Origin of the sequence: Floridaenema flaviceps BLCC-F50 (assembly GCF_041929275.2) — a bacterium.
GTDB lineage: Bacteria > Cyanobacteriota > Cyanobacteriia > Cyanobacteriales > Aerosakkonemataceae > Floridanema > Floridanema flaviceps.
This window is the reverse complement of sequence record NZ_JBHFNR020000001.1, coordinates 3,361,270-3,382,800: the sequence shown is the minus strand read 5'-3', so window position 1 is coordinate 3,382,800 and position 21,531 is coordinate 3,361,270. Positions and strand designations below refer to the sequence as shown.

At 40.5% G+C, this 21,531-nt stretch carries 14 protein-coding genes and 1 tRNA gene; 2 read left to right on the top strand and 13 right to left on the bottom strand.

Annotation, left to right across the window (positions count from 1 at the left end; all coding sequences use genetic code 11):
* Positions 1-182: 182 nt before the first annotated feature.
* From ACE1CI_RS16310 to ACE1CI_RS16280, 7 genes are all read right to left on the bottom strand, one after another.
* Positions 183-776 carry a Nif11-like leader peptide family natural product precursor gene (locus ACE1CI_RS16310; RefSeq protein ID WP_413260990.1) on the bottom strand — a complete coding sequence of 198 codons (594 nt, stop codon included), beginning with the start codon at positions 774-776 and terminating at the stop codon, positions 183-185.
* 398 nt (positions 777-1,174) lie between these two features.
* On the bottom strand, positions 1,175-4,579 hold the full coding sequence (locus ACE1CI_RS16305; RefSeq protein ID WP_413260991.1) for a type 2 lanthipeptide synthetase LanM family protein: 3,405 nt from the start codon (positions 4,577-4,579) through the stop codon (positions 1,175-1,177).
* A 304-nt stretch (positions 4,580-4,883) separates the two neighbouring features.
* Complete coding sequence (locus ACE1CI_RS16300) at positions 4,884-8,567, bottom strand: PAS domain-containing protein (protein WP_496615521.1); 3,684 nt, start codon at positions 8,565-8,567, stop codon at positions 4,884-4,886.
* Between the two features lie 259 nt (positions 8,568-8,826).
* A complete protein-coding gene (gene obgE / locus ACE1CI_RS16295) occupies positions 8,827-9,861 on the bottom strand; it encodes a GTPase ObgE (protein WP_413260993.1) in 1,035 nt (344 codons plus the stop codon).
* 165 nt (positions 9,862-10,026) lie between these two features.
* Positions 10,027-10,581 (bottom strand): DNA starvation/stress protection protein DpsA, encoded by a 555-nt coding sequence (dpsA, locus tag ACE1CI_RS16290; RefSeq protein WP_413260994.1) that lies wholly within the window; start codon positions 10,579-10,581, stop codon positions 10,027-10,029.
* Between the two features lie 273 nt (positions 10,582-10,854).
* Entirely contained in the window at positions 10,855-11,109 is a 255-nt protein-coding gene (locus ACE1CI_RS16285; RefSeq protein ID WP_413261013.1) for a GUN4 domain-containing protein, read from the bottom strand.
* 112 nt (positions 11,110-11,221) lie between these two features.
* A complete protein-coding gene (locus ACE1CI_RS16280; RefSeq protein ID WP_413260995.1) occupies positions 11,222-11,626 on the bottom strand; it encodes a DUF4359 domain-containing protein in 405 nt (134 codons plus the stop codon).
* 116 nt (positions 11,627-11,742) lie between these two features.
* Here ACE1CI_RS16280 and ACE1CI_RS16275 point away from each other — a divergent pair.
* Positions 11,743-11,815: transfer RNA gene (locus tag ACE1CI_RS16275), tRNA-His, on the top strand.
* Positions 11,816-12,546: 731 nt separating this feature from the next.
* Here ACE1CI_RS16275 and ACE1CI_RS16270 read toward each other — a convergent pair.
* The 6 genes from ACE1CI_RS16270 to ACE1CI_RS16245 all read right to left on the bottom strand — a co-directional run bounded on the left by ACE1CI_RS16270 (position 12,547) and on the right by ACE1CI_RS16245 (position 20,912).
* Positions 12,547-12,711: a hypothetical protein gene (locus tag ACE1CI_RS16270; RefSeq protein ID WP_413260996.1), complete on the bottom strand. Its 165-nt coding sequence runs from the start codon at positions 12,709-12,711 to the stop codon at positions 12,547-12,549.
* 89 nt (positions 12,712-12,800) lie between these two features.
* Complete coding sequence (locus tag ACE1CI_RS16265) at positions 12,801-16,898, bottom strand: nSTAND1 domain-containing NTPase (RefSeq protein WP_496615520.1); 4,098 nt, start codon at positions 16,896-16,898, stop codon at positions 12,801-12,803.
* A gap of 686 nt (positions 16,899-17,584) precedes the next feature.
* Positions 17,585-18,139, bottom strand: a complete 555-nt coding sequence (locus tag ACE1CI_RS16260; RefSeq protein WP_413260998.1) for a Uma2 family endonuclease — start codon at positions 18,137-18,139, stop codon at positions 17,585-17,587.
* A 208-nt stretch (positions 18,140-18,347) separates the two neighbouring features.
* On the bottom strand, positions 18,348-19,286 hold the full coding sequence (locus ACE1CI_RS16255) for a sialate O-acetylesterase (RefSeq protein WP_413260999.1): 939 nt from the start codon (positions 19,284-19,286) through the stop codon (positions 18,348-18,350).
* A 64-nt stretch (positions 19,287-19,350) separates the two neighbouring features.
* The gene (locus ACE1CI_RS16250; protein ID WP_413261000.1) at positions 19,351-20,544 is read right to left on the bottom strand and encodes an acyltransferase family protein; all 1,194 of its coding nucleotides are present in this window, start codon (positions 20,542-20,544) and stop codon (positions 19,351-19,353) included.
* Between the two features lie 110 nt (positions 20,545-20,654).
* Complete coding sequence (locus ACE1CI_RS16245) at positions 20,655-20,912, bottom strand: hypothetical protein (RefSeq protein ID WP_496615519.1); 258 nt, start codon at positions 20,910-20,912, stop codon at positions 20,655-20,657.
* A 151-nt stretch (positions 20,913-21,063) separates the two neighbouring features.
* Here ACE1CI_RS16245 and ACE1CI_RS16240 point away from each other — a divergent pair, with 151 nt between their 5' ends.
* Positions 21,064-21,429, top strand: a complete 366-nt coding sequence (locus ACE1CI_RS16240) for a VOC family protein (RefSeq protein ID WP_413261002.1) — start codon at positions 21,064-21,066, stop codon at positions 21,427-21,429.
* Positions 21,430-21,531: the final 102 nt, after the last annotated feature.

The window sequence follows — 21,531 nt, the reverse complement described above, 5'->3', positions numbered from 1 at the left end:
AAATTTCACTATTAAGCTCCTAATCATAGGAGTATTTGTATATGATTAATTTAATTTCCCAGTTTTAAGCACATGACAAAAAAGCTAATGTATTTGGTTTAAAATTTATAAAAGTTGAGGTTATCAAAAAAATCTCAACTTTTATAAAAGAATCATGATTGAATTTTGCTTGTGCTTCACTGTTATAAAATTGTCTCCCACACAGAGGGATCTAAAGTTCTGACATCTCGCGTAAAAGCACCGTTATAAGTGATATTAGATATTAAGAACGAACCCAAATTTCCATTAGTATCAGTTACCCTAACTGAATTGTTACCAAGCCATTCCCATTTCTCCATATCCCGTAGCGCTTGCATTACTACCTGTCGCTGTTCTGCGGATTGTTGTAACAAGTAGAAACATTCACCATCAATATCAATTCCTGTTTCATGCCAATAGCTGTTCAAGGTTGCGGCTCGACCACCACCTGCGACTGCTTCTAACTCTTCTTCATCCAGTTCATAATCATCAAATTCATCAGAACTTACATAAGTATTTTCTAATCCCAAACTTAGGGCAATTTGCAAGTCAGAAGCTGTGAATTCATAGCCATTCTCAACAGCAATTCTCAGAAAAGAATCCACATCATTTGTTTGCTCCATTCGTGATTTGAGCGCCGCATCATTTTCTATATCTCTACAAAGGTTGTAGATAGCTTGTTGAGTTTTCAAGAAGTTGTATTCTTGGGCAGGCAACTCTTCTCCATTAATTGATTGAACCGGAAGATGTGACACCATGACTTTTGTTTATAAAAACGAGCGGTTTTAATTATGTAGATTGAGCGTAATTTTTTGTTAAATTAATTAAATTCAGCTTTGATTGATGTAATTCTTATCCTCACTTCTGCACTTAGCTCAACCTTAAATAAAGCTTAAACTCAATTTTTTTAAAAAAGCATAAATTGCTTTTAAAGACTTCAATAATTTTTCAAGGTTTTTAAGATAAAAAATACGCAAATATACGGTTAAGTAATAATTAAAAAAAAATTTACTAGTTGTGATCTTCATCACTCTGTAAAGATTTTTTATTTAGAAATATGAAAACTCAGTATAATTCTGTATAAAAATCAAGGTATTTCAATCTAGTGAGTACTAACTCATAGCAAAGTTTACTTAATCTTTATGATTATTAATGACTAATCCCACAGCAAAACGGAAGGTAACAGTTCTGGGTATGCTAACCGGAGTAATTCATAGCCAATTCCCGATGTTCCTTGAAAAAAGCTAGGGCTGAATACAGAGTTGGGCAAATTGGGTAATTTATATCCACCAGATTTTTCTGCCCAATGTACTGCCCAAGTAGTTCTCTGTTCGGCAATCTCTTTTAAGTCGGGACGGGACAATTTTTGGGCAGCTACCTGCAACAGTTCGATGCGACCAAAGTTACCACAACAAACACAATCTACATCCTGCAAACTATATTTTTTAGTTGTTTGCAAAGCAATTTCTATATCCTGTTCTATTTGATTTGTCTTGAATACTGAGAAACCACCCAACCGAGCTAAACCAATTCCGGTTGCGCCATGACACCAACTCACCATAAAACCAGGTTGACCATTTTGTTGAGCGAATGCCCGGAAATCAGGCCAATTCGCGGCAGTGGGAGAAAAGACACTATGTTCATAAGTAATAGCATCAGTGGCGGCTGTTAAAAAGGCTTCGTTTTCTGTGACTGCATAAAGCCGTAAGAGAGCATAAGCAATGCCAGCTGCGCCGTGAGAAAAGCCTGTGTAATATTTTTGTCCTAAAATATTCCAAGCTTTGCCTGATTTAGGATTTTGAATTGGCAGATTTGGATAATAAAATTGTTTGACTGGTTCTGTTTGATGAGCGAGCAAATGTTGACCGCAATTAATCGCTGTTGCTAAAACTTTTGGTTCTTTGGTTTGGGCGTATAATGCCAACAATCCTAAAATTGCTCCGGCGGCACCGCCAATAATATCAAATTGTTTGTCAGCAGCGATGAGTTCGGGAGTAATTAACTGAGCAATAGCTAAAGCATTTTCTAAAAGTATAGGTTCTTGGAGAAAGTGACTAGTTTTTACTAAGGCGTAAATAATAGAACTTAGTCCTGTACCTCCGCCAATTCCTAAGCGAACGAATCTGCGAGTAGATTCAAAATCAGCAGTTTGCAGGAATTTGCGAATTGATTGAAAGGCAGCTAAACTTAGTTGATGAAATTGTTGTGTACCTCTGACATAATCTAATGCTGATAAAAATAATGCTATCCCGCCGTTACCGTTGTAAAGGTCTTCTGGTAAAGGCATTAGTTGAAATATTTCGGCGTTAGGAATGTAGGCAAAACTAATCCATTTAACACTGCCATCTTTTCCCCAAATGGCTCGCTGTTCAATTTCTGTAGCTATGCGAGTTGCTTCTTGAATTAATTGTTTTTTAGTTAAAGGTTGAAGCTGTGATAAATCTGTGGGAATTAAGGTGGATAAGTTGGCGGTTATGGGGTTATTACTTAAATTATTCCGCACTACTCTGGCATAAAATGAACCTTTGATTATCTCTATTTGTTGGGCTAAATTGGTTTCATTTAAATTTTGTAATTGTGAAATTACTTCCTGATAACTGGATTCTTTAAAGTATTGTTCTATTGGTTGATCTAACCCAATTGTTAAAGCTCGACTGTCAGGATAAGCAGCAAAGAAAGGAATGTCCATTTGCTCCATTGCTTTGAGTTCGGCATGAAATATTGACCAAGCTTCTGGTTTTTGGTTAGTAACTAAAAAAGCACGAGCGAGGATGTCTAGTTCGATGCTGCGATCGATCCCATCACGCAGAAATTGTGGCGCAAAAGTTTTCTGTAAAATTGTCCAATAAATTCTAGTGGCGCGAAAGATAAACCGCACCCTCTGATTTTTCATTAATAATAATGGTGTATTAGCTGATAGCAAAATGTCTCGTTTTTCCATCAAAAAGCAATACATTTGCTCAAATCCTGTGATTATTTCTGATAAATAATCATTGGGAGAAAGGGGAAAATTATTTAAAATAGGTATATTGGCAGGAATAGAAAATTGCAAATCTTTTGTTTCCCCATGTTCTTCATGAGGTGCGGTTATTTGAGCTTCAATACTACCTAATGCGCTGGTATCATAAGCCAAACGTTTGTTTTTGCCAAATTCCCAACGGGGTAATAAACCTGTGCGTAAAACTGAGTCGGCAAAATGAAAATTTACAGTTGTTTCGGCTTCGGTTTCTTCCTGCAATTGAGCTAAAGGATTGACTTCTTGGTGCATGATAGTTTCCATATCAATTAACACCAAATGTTCTCCATTAGCAATTAAATTCTCCCGGTGACAGTCAACTACTCGTAGTGCATAAAGTAGGCATAATAACATTCCAGAACGTTGATAAAAGCGCTTGGCTGCGGCTTGATCTTCACAGGGTAAATGTTCTACATATTCCACCCAGCCATGTGTTTGGTAATCGCAAACTTTTAAAACTTTAAATTGCAAAGGAATTCCTTGCTGATTGCACCATTCTAAAAACTGCGTGTAAGCGACTTCTGCTCCTAAACTTTTGGGTTTATAAACTAGCTGCAATCCACATTCAAAGGTGAGAGCAATTACAGTATCCCCAGCATTATGAGGATCGGAAAGAGCAGGCTTAATTTTAATAACTTTTCCTAAATTCAGAAAGTTTTGTTCGGTTTGAAATACTTGCTGGATTTCATTTAAGTTAGTTTGCAATCTTTGTAAAAATTTGGCTGTTGCTTCTACCCAAAAATCAATTGCTGTTGCGATTAAGCGACCTAGCACAGGATAATTTTGGAAAAAACTTAGCATTCCATCTTGCAAAAGTTTGTGTACAAAAGCATCGTACTGCACTTTTATTTGGGCGCGATCGCCAGTAGATTGCCGTAACAAGTTCAGCAAATTCTGCCCTAAAGGACGAGAACGCGCAAATTCATATTCTAAAGTTTTCCCACTTAGATTTAATAGTTGATTTAATAAATTACGCTCTAAAGTAAAATAAGCTGTATGAGAAAGTAATTCTAAAGGTAAAGATGTCGCACAATTTAGAGAATTTAATAATTTCTGCCTCGCTACGGAAATCGCCGGAAGTAATACTTCTTTGAAGGGTAATTTGATTCCGGGATCTAGCGGTAATTTATCGATTTGATTCGTTGCTGGATAATTGTAGTCGTCTTGATAAGCAAAATCATGGTGATCTTTTAATTCACAGGCGAAAATTTCTGCCCTTTTTTCTGGATCGTTAACGAATAACCAAGCAGCTTGGATAATTTCATCTAAAGTTTCTGCCCATGTTGGCAAAATTTCAGGATTTTCAGGCGGATGCGATCGCACAATTTGCTTTGCTTGCTCTAAATTCAAATCATCCCAAATCAACCGTTTGGCAAACTTTTCCCAGTTCCCTTGCGCCACCACTTGACACCAGCGATCGAGGCGCGGATCGGGTGGTGCCTGGATACCTGTATCATTAACTGCAAACGACTCTACTGAGAGGCGCTCTGACAGAGAGCTAGCTTGGGCTACAATTTTTGCTAAGTCGGTTTTTGTGATCTTCATATTATTACGGTATTTGGTAATCGCTAGCTGGTAGTTGGTATAAATAAAAAAGTTGATTACCGACTACCGAAACAGAGCTAAAAAGAGAAGAGCAAGCTTATCATAGTCTTTGCAGAAAATCTCATCAGCTTTATTATTCCCAAATTAGCAATTAATCTTGCTTCGGTAGTTAGGGAAATTCTCAAGTTTTGCAAAGTTGGTAGTCATATCGATTTCGCTTTTTCTATAATTTGGAAAATTCTCCATCCTCAGAAAGTTTTTTAACAGCAATTGTCGTACCCAGTTCCCGATCGCCACTTGCCAATCAATTTAGTAAACTAATTATTGCCTGAGTTAATTGCTCTATTTCTAAAGGTTTAGCAATATGTAATTGAAAACCAGCGAGAATTGCCTGTTTTTGATCTGCTTCGCTGGCGTAAGCAGTTAAAGCAATGGCGGGAATTTGTTTAGTTAGGTTTAGCGATCGCACCTGACGCATTAAACTATAACCATCCATCTCTGGCATTCCAATATCACTAATTAATAAATCTGGAGTTAATTCCTCTAGCAAAGTTAATGCTTCTTTTGCCGAGGTAGCGGTGATTACTTTTGCGCCTAATTCTTCCAAGACAAAAGCAATTAATTCCCGCGTATCTGCTTCATCATCTACAACCAAAATTTGCTTATTTTCTATGTTCAAATTATCATTTAATTGACTACTTTTTTGATTGGTTGGTGTATTAGCTCTTATTAAGGGTAATCGCACTGTAAAAGTTGCACCTAATCCTTCTCCGGGGCTTTCTACTTTAATAGTACCACCGTGAAGTTCTACAATTTGTCGAGCGATCGCTAAACCTAAACCCAAACCCCCAAATTTGCGTGTAATTGAACTATCTGCTTGTCGGAAATACTCAAATACATAAGGCATAAATTCAGGAATAATTCCCTTACCTGTATCTTTAACCGTAATTTGAGCATAACGGTCAATTATTTCTAACTTTACGTCAATTAGTCCGCCGTTGGAGGTAAATTTTACCGCATTACTTAATAAATTCCAGACAACTTGTTGCAGTCGATTAGCATCACCCATCACCCGAATTTCTGATTTTAAATCTGTGCGAATTTCAATCATTTTGGCTTCAGCGGCTAAACGTATTGTTTCCTTTGCCGCTTCAATAATCATGGCTAAATCTACTGGATATACGTGCAAAGTTAATTTACCTTGTAAAATCCGCGAAATATCTAATAAATCTTCGATTAATTGAGTTTGTAATTTAGTATTGCGTTCAATTGTTGCCAAGGCTAAAGCAGTTTTTTGCTGGTCTAATTTTCCTGTTTGTAACAGTCTTGTCCAACCAAGAATCGGATTTAAAGGAGTTCGCAACTCGTGAGAAAGAACGGCTAAAAATTCATCTTTTACCCGGTTAGCTGCTTCAGCTTGTTCGCGGGCAAGTTTTTCACTGGCTAATAATTGTTCGCGTTCGGTTTCAGCGCGTTTGCGATCGCTAATATCCAAAAAAGCTCCTACCGCACCTCTAGGTTTACCTTGTTCATCTAACAAAGGAGAAGCATAGCCATATAAATTAAACAATACTCCGTCTGGGCGCAAAATATCAACTTCTACTCCTTGCAAATGGACATTGTGAATACCTGCATAACGCAAAGGTGTTTCTTCCGGGGTGAGTTCTTTGCCATTACTAAAAATCTTGTAATTAGGTGGAGAATTACCTGCTGGTGGTGTGCTGGAAGCATTACCATTAACAGGAGTTCCGAGAATTTTAGCAAAGGCTGGGTTAGCACGTACCTGTTTAAATTCGGGATCGTCGCTAATTAAAATGCCGATCGGAATTACATCAAACAAAGTTTGTAATTCGTTAATTCGGTTTTGTAAATTGCGGGTTAAATTAGCAATTTCGGCTTCAGTTTGTTTGCGATCGCTAATGTTGCGAAAATATAGAGAAAGTCCGGCATCTGAGGGATAAGCACGCACTGAAAACCAAGCATTAAAAGGTGGGTAATAATCTTCTAATTCTAACGGTACTCCTTGGGCGACGGCTTGAATATACAAACGACCAAAGCTAGTTTCTGTTAGTTCCGGGAGTTCCTCCCAAACATTTTTTCCTAGCAACTCTTGGGGAGATTTTCCTAAAGTACGACTACCTTCATGGTTAACATAAGTGAAACGCCATTGGCGATCGAAAGCTACAAAACCATCAGTAATACTTTCTAAAATTTTCGTAATCTCTTCTTTAGCGCTTTCCGCTTCCACCCTAGCAGCTTTTTCTCGTAACAATAATTCTTCTCTTTCCACTTCTACTTGTTTGCGGGGGCTGATATCTAGAAGCACGCCCAACATTCCCAAAACTTGCCCGGAAGCATTGTACTGCGCCCTTCCCTTGACAGCAACCCAACGCACTTCTCCATCAGGCAGAATTACTCGATATTCGATATCATAATCGCTGTTTTCAGCAATAGCTTTTTCTACTGCTAATTTTGCCCGATTACTATCTTCTGGATGCAATAAATTTTGCATTTCTGTCCAAGTCATGTAAGCGCCTGATGGAATGCCAAATATTTGGGCCGCCCTTGGCGAAAGTGTCGCCATATCCGTTGTTGCATCCCAACTCCAGTCGCCCATTTTGGCAGCTGATAACGCCAAACTTAAGCGTTGAGCACTTGTGCGTAGTTCTTCTTCCACTCGTTTGCGATCGGTGATATCCATATTTACACCAATCAAACGGTAAGGTTTTCCTGAAGCGTCTTTGAATATTCGCGCTTTACCTACTACCCAGCGCACGCTCCCATCAGGAAGTAGAATCCGAAACTCCGTATCAAAGTCAACTCCTTCCCTTGCGGTACGTTGAGCGGCTGCGTCTGCATGGGCGCGATCGTCTGGATGTACCCGTTTTAACCAATGTACATAACTACCCTCAAAACTTCCAGGAGCCAAATGAAATAAGGCTTCCATTTCCTCAGACCAAGTTAATTTTCCCGTTTTAAAGTCCCACTCACAAGTACCAATTTTCCCTACCTGATTTGCTAATAATAAACGTTCCTGACTAGCGCGGAGTTTTTCTACCGCTTGTTTGCGTTTAGTAATATCACGACAAATCGCTTGAATCGTCGGTAAACCATTGAGAGTAAATAAAGTAGCACTAACTTCTACAGGAATTAATTCACCTGTTTTGGTACGGTGAATAGATTCTAAGACAAAATGTTTGAGTGTTTGCAGTTTTTCAATCAGAAATTGCGGAGTCAGATTTGTGAAACATACAATATCGGTAACAGACATGGTTAACAGTTCTTCTCTGCTGTAACCTAAGCGCTTACAAGCTTGCTCATTAACTTCGATCAACTTTCCCGGTTGATCATCAGGCGTAATATGATACACTAACACCCAATCTTCCATGCCATTGAACAAGGTAGTAAAGCGTTGCTCTCTTAGCCGTAATTCCGCTTCTACTTGTTTGCGTTCCGTGATATCTACAGAAATCCCGATTAAGCGTTCTGGTTGTTTCGCCGCATCAAAATATACAGTTCCCTGACTATGTAACCAGCGCATCTGTCCATCAGGACTAATTACCCGATATTGTTGATTGTAGGCAGTTTCGCCAGCTAAAGCCCGTTTGACAGATTGGATTATGTTTTGCCGATCGTCTGGATGCACAAGGGCGAAAAACTCTTCCACTGAACCTGTTTGAATGCCCCAGATTTGGGGAGCATTTTCACAACATACAATTTGATTTGTCTTTAAGTTCATGTCCCAGACAATCATTTGGGCAGAGTGGAGGGCTAACTTTAACACTTCTTCAGTTTGGCGAAGATTGTCTTCAACTTGCTCTAATTGCTTTAAGCGATCGCTCTTGTCCTTAATTTCCGCCAGTTCTTGTTGCAGAGCTTTCTTTTCTTTTTGACATTCCCTTTCCAACTCTTCTAATTGTTGAACTCGCTGTTCTAGTGCAGCAATTCGATCGAGAAGGGTTATATTCAACATTTCTTCTTGTTCCATTTTTTCAACCCAGATGGCAATTGCTTTCCTAAATCAGCAGATTCAACCATTTTAATTTTCGATCAAACTGCAAAACTCCTGCTCTGCCTTTTGGCAGAATTTCCCAAGGGTTACTTCTACTTTATGTCTGGCGGTAGTTTTCTTATTAAGTACGAAGCTCTAAGGCAAGTTTTCAACTAAATTTGAGTTATAATAACCTCTCTCCCTTGCCCCTGTACCCCCCTTACCGCCAACCGCACAGATAAATTAATTTCTCAAGCTAGGATTGAAGAAGTTGAGTTTCTAATTCTAATTGTTCGGTTTCTTCCAACATTTGCCAAATTTGTTGTAACAAATTCTCTAGTCCAGAACGAGTAGCAGAGGAAATGAGAAAAACTTGATTTCCGCTTAACTCGTGCAATTGTTGGCGCAGGTTTTCTAAATTAATTTGTGCAGGATCGATCGCATCAATTTTACTCAAAGCCAAAAGTTGCGGACGTTCGGATAAACCCCGCCCATAAGCTAATAATTCTTCTTGAATTGTTTGATAATTTGCGATCGGATCTTCCGCCGTTGCGTCAATTAAATGCAGCAATAACCGAGTGCGTTCAATATGGCGTAAAAAATCATGCCCCAAACCCACGCCTAAATGAGCACCTTCAATCAGTCCGGGAATATCAGCAAAAACTGCGCCATCACCATCCGGTTTTTTCACTACACCTAAATTCGGCACTAAAGTTGTAAAAGGATAATCAGCAATTTTGGGTTTAGCAGCAGAAATAGTAGAAATCAAAGTAGATTTTCCGGCATTTGGCAACCCAATAATTCCCACTTCAGCTAACAGTTTTAATTCCAAACGGAGAAGTCGCTGTTCTCCGGGCAACCCTGGTAAAGCATATTCCGGCGCACGGTTACGGTTACTGAGAAAATGCTGATTTCCTAAACCACCTTTACCACCTTCGGCAACACAAAGAGTTTGCCCAACTTCCACAATATCGCCCAAAATTTCGTCAGTTTCGGCATCATAAACGACAGTACCACAGGGAACTTGAATAATGCGATCGCTACCATTTGCCCCAGTGCGATTATTTGGCCCCCCACGCGAACCATCCTCAGCCTTAAACCGATGATTGTATTTAAAATCCAGCAAAGTTTGCAAGTCAGAAGTCGCCACAAGAATACAAGAACCCCCTTTCCCCCCATTACCACCAGAAGGCCCACCAGCCGGAACATACTTTTCCCGGCGAAATGCGACAATTCCATCGCCACCTTTACCAGCCTCAACTTCAACTTCTACTCGATCGATAAACTGCATAACTTTCCTTTTTTACCTAACTTTTAAACTAATTCCTATATTTTAGTATTTATGCCCAGATCCCCGACTTCTTCAAGAAGTCGGGGATCTAGAGTCAGATCCCCGACTTCTTCAAGAAGTCGGGGATCTAGAGTTAAATATCAGCTTTATTTCTGCCTTGTGCCCTTAATTATGACTAGGAGCAACGAAAGCCAGAGTCAGACTATCATGAGCCAGGAAGTGAGCTAAATGGAATGCTCTATCTTCTGTTTCCAGCAGGATTTTTTCATACAGATAACGAGTAGCGCGATCGCCTAAACTTTCTGCTTGTGCTGCTTGGCTTCTAATTACTTTGATTACAGCTTGTTCCGCTTGTAAATCATGTTCTACCATCGATCGGCTAGTAAAAATGCCATCATCTTCGGGAGTGAAGCAACACAGTTCAGCAAGTTTGGTGAAACTAGCAACAGGAACACCGCCTAAGCCATTCAAACGTTCACCAATTTCATGAATGTGGCCTTCTACTTCTCCGTAGCTATCTTGAAAGAATTGATGTAGAGAATAGAATTCACTACCCTCAACTACAAAATGATGTTTCTGATATTGCAGATACAAAGCTTGAAAGCTAGCTAAGGCGATATTTAATCCTTCACATACAGGTCCAGTAACGGATTTTTCTAATAAAACTGGATTGTCAGCAATCTGATCTACGGCTTGTCTTAAACCTAAAGCTTGGGTCATATTTTCCCCTTTTCCTGTTACTTAAGGATTCTGGTTGCAGCTAATGACAATCTATCACTTTCCTTTTAATAGTCAACTAGGCTTTTGGCAATAGATGAAAAATTTTATCAATAATTAAGACTTGCTTAAGCTGGAGTTTGGCTGGAAGCACAATCAACTAATTTGGCAAGGTCTATATATGTCAGGAAACGACCACACTTACCAAAAGTAAAAAATAAAAATTTTACTTTTTAGTTAGATGAGAATAATTGACACTCTGTTAATTTCTGAAACTTAATGTTTGCTGAGTTTGGATGCCATAGTCGCCCCATGTCGCCACCATTGCGATCCACCAACCCAACTACGTGAAGGCAGATGTCCCACTGGGGCTGACAAGCTAAATTTTAAGTAGGAATTATTGGTTTGATGTGCAGGCCAACCAACCGCCTCACAAAAGCGTCCATAATCATCATTAACAGCAGGGAAAATGTATGCTTGGATACTGAAACCGAAGTGTTGTTGACTGTACTTTACCCAGAGGCGATCGATAGTCTGTTAACATACTTAACTTATAGTTGACAGTTTACAAAGGTTTCTGAAAAGAAATTTTACTAATGTTAAGCTCTTTTAGAGATTTGAGTGATTTCAGATAATTAATAACTTATTGCTGTTCTGCTTGGTAAATATAAAATTGATGCCCCACTGCTAATGTGCCAAAATGGTAAGAAGGTAATAAGCCAGAGGGTAAGAAGGGCGAAACTTGAGTAATCGATAACTCAGTTTTGTAAATACTGAACAGAAGAAAATTATATCTTTCCGTACCTTGAGAAATGAAGTCTTTGATTTCAGATTGATTAGAATTAACCAATCTTTTGCACTCTCGTTTGAGGGACTTTCCCCAAATTTTCGGTGCTTGAGGACAGACATTTTTTTGCAAATATTCGGTTAGTTCCTGGGTAGCATACTCCTCGTACTCTGACTGACTGGGATTGCTGATGGCTAAGGACACCAGTAGTCCGGTTACAATGGCAGTACCCAGAGATAGGGGAAGATTCCAACTTTTCATCAATTTACTGTGTCCGTTTAAGTCCAGAGTTAGCTTAGCACTGAAAGAATTTTTTCATCTCTGAGTCAAGGACTTGATCCTTTTGGGAAAAGAGTGCTATGATAAGTAATCGCAAGGCGAGCGTAGCCAAGTGGTTAAGGCAGTGGATTGTGGTTCCACCATTCGTGGGTTCAAGTCCCATCGTTCGCCCTCCTCCTGTTGAATAACACATTATTTTTCGTCTAAATGCGATCGGACTCTAAAAGAGCTTTCAACCCAACTCTAGCCGAGAGGGTTGTTGAAAGCTGCAAAACTCTTGTCAAAGCGATCGCGATCGCATAACCTTTGTTTGATATTAACTCAAGTTGCTAGTTACAAGTCTGACTCTTTCTTAGCCCCCCTTATTAAGGGGGGTTGGGGGGATCTAAACCTAGTAATCACAGCTAAAGATCCCCCCTAACCCCCCTTACTAAAGGGGGGAACAGGAAATAATTAATAACTAGCAACTTGCGTTATTAGCGATCGCAATCTTCCACCAACTGCCAAATTAAGATGCAAGTTTGCCAAAATGTAATAATAAGTAAACCTGATTAAGTCGGAGAATGCTTGATTTATCAGGAATCCTAGAGCGCCAGTCCAGTAAAAGAGATTGACAAAAACGAAAAGATGTGTGCTATGTAGGGGCGAAGCATTCGGGCAACAATTTATTGTACAAAACCCAAGATTTTATGTCCGAATGCTTCGCCCTGCCGGAGCCTGTGCAACTATCCACAGTGAGTTGATTTTGTCAAATACTTCTACTGGACTGGCGCTCTAGCAGAAGTTACAACTTTCATATTTCTCTTTGGCGAATTTTCATCCATAACAGCTGCCAATAATTCCTCCAAAGCATTGGTCGGTTTTTGATTACCAAAACCTTTTAGAGATTGGTCTAATGCTGTTTAGTCGGGGGTGAGGTTGAAGGTGTTTTTTAAATAGGTTTCGACGTGGTTAATATCTTGGACGCATCCCCGCAGGTTTTTGTAATGTCCATCGGGTAACTCATGGGGGAAATAGAAATCGATACCGATGAGGAGGGCGTAGAAGTTGGGGGTTTGGTTTGTCATGGTTGATGGTGGGTAAGGGGTTTGGGAAAGGTTTGATTTTTATATAGGAATAAACTGGGGGTTTTTATGCAGTTTTCTATCTAAAACTATCAAAGCTTCTTGCATAAATCTCTGTCAATTTCCAGGGCATCTTTATCATTAGGATTAGGTATGAGGTAATTGTCTATAAAATTGCATCCTTCCTTAACTAAATAATCAAAATCTAACCGCCACAGTTTGACGGTGTTATCTTGACTGCCAGTAGCCAGCAGCTTGCCATCCGGGCTGAAACTGACCGCCCTAACCGTGTTTGTATGTCCGCTGAGGGTTTTAATTTCCTTGCCAGTAGAGGTATCCCACAGTTTCACGGTGTTATCTTGACTGCCAGTAGCCAGCCGCTGGCCATCCGGGCTGAAACTGACAGCATTAACCCAGCTTGTATGTCCGCTGAGGGTTTTAATTACTTTGCCAGTAGAGGTATCCCACAGTTTCACGGTGTTGTCACCACTGCCAGTAGCCAGCCGCTTGCCATCTGGGCTGAAACTGACCGCCCTAACCGTGTTTGTATGTCCGCTGAGGGTTTTAATTTGCTTGCCAGTAGAGGTATCCCACAGTTTGACGGTGTTGTCAGCACTGCCAGTAGCCAGCCGCTGGCCATCCGGGCTGAAACTGACAGCATTAACCCTATTTGTATGTCCGCTGAGGGTTTTAATTTGCTTGCCAGTAGAGGTATCCCACAGTTTGACGGTGTTGTCAGCACTGCCAGTAGCCAGCCGCTGGCCATCGGGGCTGAAACTAACAGCTTTAACCCAGTTTGTATGTCCGCTGAGGGTTTTAATTACTTTGCCAGTAGAGGTATCCCACAGTTTGACGGTGTTGTCAGCACTGCCAGTAGCCAGCCGCTGGCCATCGGGGCTGAAACTGACAGCATTAACCCTATTTGTATGTCCGCTGAGGGTTTTAATTACTTTGCCAGTAGAGGTATCCCACAGTTTGACGGTGTTGTCACCACTGCCAGTAGCCAGCCGCTGGCCATCGGGGCTGAAACTAACAGCTTTAACCCAGTTTGTATGTCCGCTGAGGGTTTTAATTACTTTGCCAGTAGAGGTATCCCACAGTTTGACGGTGTTGTCAGCACTGCCAGTGGCCAGCAGCTTGCCATTGGGGCTGAAACTGACACCATAAACCCAGTTTGTATGTCCGCTGAGGGTTTTAATTTGCTTGCCAGTGGTGGTATCCCACAGTTTGACGGTTTTATCAGCACTGCCAGTGGCCAGCAACTTCCCATTGGGGCTGAAACTGACTGGATAAACCCCTGTTGTATGTCCGGTGAGGGTTTTAATTTCCTTACCAGTGGAGGTATCCCACAGTTTGACAGTCTGGTCACTACTGCCAGTAGCCAGTAGCTTGCCATCGGGGCTGAAACTGACACCCCAAACTTTGTCTGTATGTCCGGTGAGGGTTTTAATTTCCTTGCCAGTGGAGGTATCCCACAGTTTGACGGTTTTGTCATCACTGCCAGAAGCCAGTAGCTTGCCATCGGGGCTGAAACTGACACCCCAAACACAGTTTGTATGTCCGGTGAGGGTTTTAATTTCCTTGCCAGTGGTGATATCCCACAGTTTGACGGTGTTATCTTGACTGCCAGTGGCCAGCAACTTCCCATTGGGGCTGAAACTGACACCCCAAACCAAGTTTGTATGTCCGCTGAGGGTTTTAATTTGCTTGCCAGTGGTGGTATCCCACAGTTTGACGGTTTTGTCAGCACTGCCAGTGGCCAGCAACTTCCCATTGGGGCTGAAACTAACCGCATTAACCCAGTTTTTATGGCCTGTGAGGGTTTTAATTTGCTTGCCAGTGGTGGTATCCCACAGTTTGACGGTTTTGTCACGACTGCCAGTGGCCAGCAGCTTGCCATCCGGGCTGAAACTGACACCAGTAACCTCGTCTGCGTGTCCGCCCAAAGTATTTGATGCTGCTACATTAGAAACTGTATTTAATAATGACAGTTCTACCTGGGTTTGGGTATCGGCATCTACCAAAGGAGTATGTCGCATTTGCACAACGGCTTTTAAAACAGATTTGAGAGCTTTTGACTCGTCTAAATTCAAAAGCGGATCGGAATATTGAGCCAGAGAATTAATTTCATTAATAGCAGCACTCCACCAACCAACACCAGCTACTCCTGCTAAACCCAAAGCTATCACCGAAAAGCCACTTAGCCCGATAATTTGCAGTCGTCGTCCACGTTTCCGTTGCTGTCTGTCCCTCTCCCGTTCTTTAACGCTAACCTGAATAAAATCTCGTTCCTCCTGCGTCATCTCATCTGCGCGTTTTCGCAACCAATCTTCTGCCGTACTCAACGATGTCCCCCGCAACAAACCTCCAGCGTCATGGTTGTTATTTTTCCACTCCCGTAACGCCAGCTTCAACCGTTCTTGCCAAGTCCGAAACTCACGGTTCGTATTCATCCAGTCGCGCAAAGTTACCCACTCTCGAATCAGTGCTTCATGCACTACCTCTACTGTATCTTCCTGTTCTTGTCGTCCCGTCACTACCAAACGCGCTTGATATCCCGCCAAATAACTGACCAAATTCCAGTTATCTTCCCCCACTTCCGCACGAGAAGCAACGCGCCTAGTATCTTCCGTTCCTTCCCCCGGACGCACTAATTGCACAAATATTCGCTGTGCCTGCTTTTTATCTATTTCACTCAATTGTTGATAAACCTGTTCGGCATGATTGGCAATGGCTTTTTTCACTCCGCCAATTTCTTCATAAGCTTGGTGAGTTAATACCCGGTTTTTCTGCTTTTCCCACAAGCGAGTTAGGGCAAATTCTAATAATGGTAAATTCCCCGGTTCTTGCCCCACATCATTAAGAATGCGTTGGGTTAATTGCCATTCTAGTTGTACTTCCAATTTTTGAGCAGGTAATTCAATTGCTGCCTGTAATTCCTCCCGGTTCATGGAACTGAGTAACTGCGGGGTATACTCTTGTAGGGCATCCCGAAATGGGCGATAAGAAAGGACGTAACCGTAAAAATCAGCCCGTAAAGTCAAAACTAAAGTAATATTTTGTTGAGCAATAGCTGTTAGTAATCCATCAGCAAAACGCTCCTGTTCTTCCTTCACCTGACAAAGGGTGTATAGTTCCTCAAATTGGTCTGCCACTAACAACAACCTTTTACCTGGGTTAAGTGCCAAAATCCGAGATACTACCTGCTGCAAAGTGATTCTACCGTTTCGCAAATCACCTGCTAGCCCCATTGTTTCCCGCAATTGTTTGGTTTCACCTGCTTCTGGTTCTAATAGCCGCACCAAGGCAGAAGCTAACGGCTCAAAGGGTTCTTTTCCCGGACGGAAAGATTCAATTAACCAGTTTCCCTCTTTTCGCAATTGGGGAATTAAACCCGCATATACCACAGAAGATTTACCACTTCCACTTGGCCCAACTACGGCTACCAGTGGTTGTTTGTGAGTTACTTCTACTAACTTATTCACAAATTTTTCCTGTCCAAAAAAGAAATCTTTATCATCTTCTTTAAATGCAGACAATCCTTGGTAAGGGTTAGGCGGAATCACATCCTCAAAAGAAATTAAAACCTCATCAATTGGAGCATGAAATAACTCTTTTAACTCTTTTTTCTTTAAAACCGGAGTTTCATGCTCCAAGGAAACCATCATTTGTGAGCAACCTAAATCGTAAGCATCTTCTACTGTGAATCCAGCAGCAATGGCATCATAAAAACCCACAGCAAAAGCAACTGCTGCTTTATCTCCCACAGCTTTATTCATGCCAACAACATACTTAATGTATTTGCTAATTGCTTCCGCCTGTACTTCGGAATAACAAGCATTGAGAATTACGCACTCTACACTTTTTTTGGCAAATACTTTAAACATACTAGCGAGGGCATTTGTCTGCACCAGCACCATTTTTCCCGTATCATCTTCTAAAACAATTCCATCTTCTCCCGCACCATGTCCGCAAAAGTGAACTATGTTGGGTTGATAATCTAAAATAGCTCGATAAAAGTCACGGGAACGCACTGCCCATTTTTGCTCTAATTTATACTGTTCTCTTTTATTTCCCCGTCGCAATCCCTCGTCAATTTCCCGGATTTCTTCCTCTAATCGCAGGGGTGCTGTATTTGTGGGATTAGCTGCCAGAATCAGAATTGTCTTCACAGAAGTACTGTCAGTCATAAGCAAAAGAAACTCCTCTAGTTTTCGGCAGATAGCATTGAATTAAGAAACAGTAGATTTATCCCTATAAATTAAATAGAGATAATTAGCACTACCTTGATAAAATGATTAGGTAGCTCTAAATATTATTTTTGGTTTGATTACGCTAGCTAAAATCTGCAAAGCCATCATTTACTATACTTCATTTAAGAATATTCTTTTTCCAGTAATTTGCAAATAATTTTTTTTTGTTTTATACTTAATAATTTTAAAAGTCATAAAAACTCGTGCGGTTACGGTTAAAGAATCGCGATGTCCCTAAAGTGTATAATTTTGAACAGGACTGATAAAAGCCAAAACTGCTTGGCAAGTCTAATAGTTTATAGGTTTGACTTTTGAGTTTTATGCACTCTCAAGCAGTTACAGCACTTTTCAGGTAAGTGAGGTACAAAGAAACCGGGTTTCTTGAAGAAACCCGGTTTCTTTTGTATACTTGATAAACCTGCAATCTGCTCTAAGTTGGGTTTCGTTACTTCAAAGCAGCTTAAAAGCAATGCTAAGGAATCTCTGAATTTCCCCATTAATCTGGATGACATTAATTAGTTAATGTCGTCATTAACAGATTAATGTCGCTTAACTGTTTTCTGCAACCGTTAACAAATTAATTGCGATCGAGTTTTCTGGTTTGTATTATCTCATCTTGGGTCTTAGAGTGTTAACCAAGCAAAAATTTGTTCCACCGTCAACTCCAAGCTAATTCCCTTCAAAATTGGCAATTGAGCATTCCCCCTTAACAATTGCACCCGTTGATCGGAAAACACAACTAGAATAGTCTCCTCTTCTGGATCGATTAACCACCCTAACTCTGTGCCATGCTGGGAGCAGTGAAGCAATTTCCCCAATACTTTCGTTTGACTCTGATCGGGGGATAAAATCTCTATTGACCAATCAGGATGAATCTCGAAACGATTGGTAATTCTCCCGGAAGCACGAACCGGAATCCTCTCCCATCGAAACACCGCAACATCTGGAACAATTGCGTCTCCCCCAAAGGTACAGCGTAGTTCTGGAAAGGCGATCGCAATTTTCTGAGGTTCGGCAACTTCGTTAACAACTGCACAAAATTTAAACTGTAATCGGCTATGCTCCCCTTGTGGCATGGGTTTTTGAACAATCTCTCCGTTAATAAACTCTGAGGCGGGTTTAGTTTCTGGGAGTTTTAAGAACTCCTCCAGAGTTAGGGGTTGTGTGGCTATACTCATTTTCTCACTCAGATACCTTTTAGGGTCTGATGGCAGAGATCGGTTTGTTGATTAAAGTTAAGTAGCATCATACAAGATTACATTATCTGCTACACAAAACTTAGCTAAACTTATTGCAAGTCTCACTATTTAACTAGAAGCAGTTGCTCTCGCCAGCGCCTTCGACTACAATATTAACTTTTTCCATCTAACCGATACCTGCAAAGGTTTATTTTTCCAAGCTCAAATAAGCTTTAGCAAAACGTTGACCGATTGTTTGATAACTTTCTGTAGTAAAGTGAACGTAGTCTCTCAAGGCTAAGTCATCTGTGGTAATCATTGCTGAAAATGGCAACTTAACTTGACGCTGTTGTTCTTGGACAACTTTCCAATTTACAAATCTTTCTGGTTCTGTGTTACTGCCAATTTGTGCAAAAACTACAGGTAAATTAGGCAATTTCAAATCTCCGCGCCAATTTCTGACTAGAAGAGTAAATTTGTTTGCCCATTGATTGGCTGAAAAGGTTCTTTTGGGATCTTCCTTGGGGTCTACTGTATCAATTTCGCCTTGAAAAAACAGAATACCAGCAACATTTCCCATTGTTGAAGCTGCGCGTACTCGTTTTAAACAAGACCCATAAAGTGTATTTTCGTCTAAGTTTCCGTTTCTTTGCCACTCTTCAATGGAAGAACCACCCTTAGCACAAGGTATTAGTCCGATTATCATATCAGGACGCTGCTTTAAAATAGTCGTAGCAAACGATAAGGCGGGGCTATAACCTGCGGGTTTGTCTTCGGATATTTTGTCTACTTGATTTGTTGGATCATCGACAGGTTCTTTGGCTACTTTCCAGCGATAATCGTTACCAAAGACATAAATTTTGGAGTCAGTGTTTGCTTGTTCTGCTTGCGGCGGAATATCCCCCGTTCCCGCCATATTTGACTGTCCAGCAAGTATGAACAACTGTAATTTTCCTTGATACTTTTGCGGAATACTAGTTTGATTTGTCTGGGTTATTTCTGAGGGAGAATTTGTCTGAAAATTACCCTGGAGTATATTTTTTAAACCGTAGTTTTTTTCTAAAAAAGCGCCCACTGTTACACCAATGGGTAAGGCAAGAACCATAGTTACGATCGCAGGTAAGATATTTCCTTTCTTGAGTTTCATAAAGCTTGGTGTACCTAATTATGCCGTCACTACAAAAATGCTCTTGAGTTATGGAGGAAGCGGTTCAGACGAATTGTTTTAACATTTTGACTCTTTTAAACAATAAGGTCAGTGCAATTGAAGCGCCCAAGACTATAAAGAAATTAGCTAATATAAACAAAACTGGAACTGCCTGAAATAAATTACCCAGCACAGGAATGCTACCTAAAGGTAGAGGTTTTTGATAGGTAAAGAAAACGTGGAAGCCATAAATTCCCAAAGAGCAATAGGAGAGAAATCCAACAATGGCAGGAACTTGGCGTTTTGATACTATAGCTAAATATAGGAGCAACCAAGAGCCAAAAACGAGAGATAACCTCAAGTAATGATCTAAAGGTGCTTGGTCTACTTGAATTAGCAGACCTTTACTTGTCAATATCCATTCTAAAGCAAAAAAGAATAATGTTAACCCAAACAAGCCGTATAACTTTCGTCGCAAAAATGTAGTTACTTGCGCTAATTTTCCTTCTTTGTATTCTTGTGCCGTGATAGTTGCGGTAAAGACATAAGGCAAGAAATTAACTGGAGTATAGTCCCATCCAGTGAGGTTATTTATAAAGTTTAATAATGATGATTGAATCCCTGTGTACTTAATGATTGGTTGGATAGTAGAAAAACTAAATACTAAGATGCAGGAGGCAATGAGTAACCAATAACTGATGCTTAGTTTTGTCGCTGGCTTTTCTATTTTACTAAATAACAAGACTACAATTTCAGCAAGGACTGTGACAAAAATCAGAGAAAAGAAGAAGAAATATGGTGTACTGTTGCCACTCATGATAAACTCTAAAAAAGCTTTCATTGATGAAGTGGCTTTTCTGATTACTTCAAATCCTCCGACAAATAAGACATCATATAAGGTTATCGAAACAACCCAAAAAAGATAAAGATATATCAGTCGAGGAAGACGTTTTTGCAGAAAGTATTTCAGCCCAATTTTATCACTTTTATTGTAAAAAAGAAAGAGCGATACTTGTAAGAACACTGGAACTGCGAGAGCACCTACCATTCCACTCAATACATAATCGCTGAATGACTTAGTAAAAGAATTCGGTGCCAGGATTTTTGGGATATTAAAAATCTTGGTTTTGTATGCGACTATGGCGAGGGAAAAGATGGCGCGGAGAAAATCAAATGCTTCAAATTTTTGCTCCTTCTTTGCCAGGGTTGCTGGTTCACTCTTTTGATAAGAGTCACCTGAATTTGCCGAAAGCTCCATTGCTATTAACTCCTAGTGCGCCGTTAGATAAAAGAGAGTAAATAAACAAGACAAACTTGCTTATTATAGTAAATATAAATCGATTTTACCGGATTTGGGAAGCTAATTTATCAATTTTCTATGAAGATGGGGAGATGGGGAAAAGCGATCGCACAAATTTCTCCAGAGGTCAATGTTTGCTCTAAACGATAGTCACCATCAACCGGATCGCGAAATACTGTAAGAAGTTGTTGATTTTTTAAGTCTACGGGAGTGAGTAGCTTGTCTTGTTTCCAGTTTCGCTCCTGTTCGCCTCCCTCTGATTCTATTTCTGTCATGCACTCTCCAATGTAGATTTTAGCCATTTTAAACCGGAAGCGATCGCTCACTATTTAATCAATTCAAAAACACTTAATTCGGGCAATTTCAGAATGATTATCGGGGACAAACATCTGTCGGGAGTAAGAAGAGTTTTAAAACCTGTTTTAAAGTAATTGCCATACAATGAGAAATAGGAAGAAACGTTAAAATTTTTGATTTATGAAATTGAAACGTCTGGGTCATGTCGCCATCTGCGTTCAAGATATTAGCCGAGCGGCTGAGTTTTACCAAAACTTGGGTATGGAGTTAGTCTGGAAAGATGCAGACTGGGCTTACCTGAAAGCTGGGGATGATGGTTTGGCGCTGTTGAGCCCAGGTTACGATCAAGCAGGAGCGCATTTTGGGTTTGTGTTCAGTGAGCGTCAGGAAATGGAAACTGCTTACGAACAACTCAAGGCACAAGACATCCACTTAACCAAAATTCATGAACATCGCGATGGGACGGCTTCTTTTTACGGTCGCGATCCTGATGGTAACTGGTTTGAGTATCTTTACGAGCCAGTACCAGTCGCTACTCCTAGTTAAGGTAGGGGGGCAGGGAAGATAGGGAGATGGGGAGAAATTTTACCTTCTGCCTTCTACCTTTGTCTGTTCCCTGTTCCCTTCTGCCTTGTATCCTACTTATAG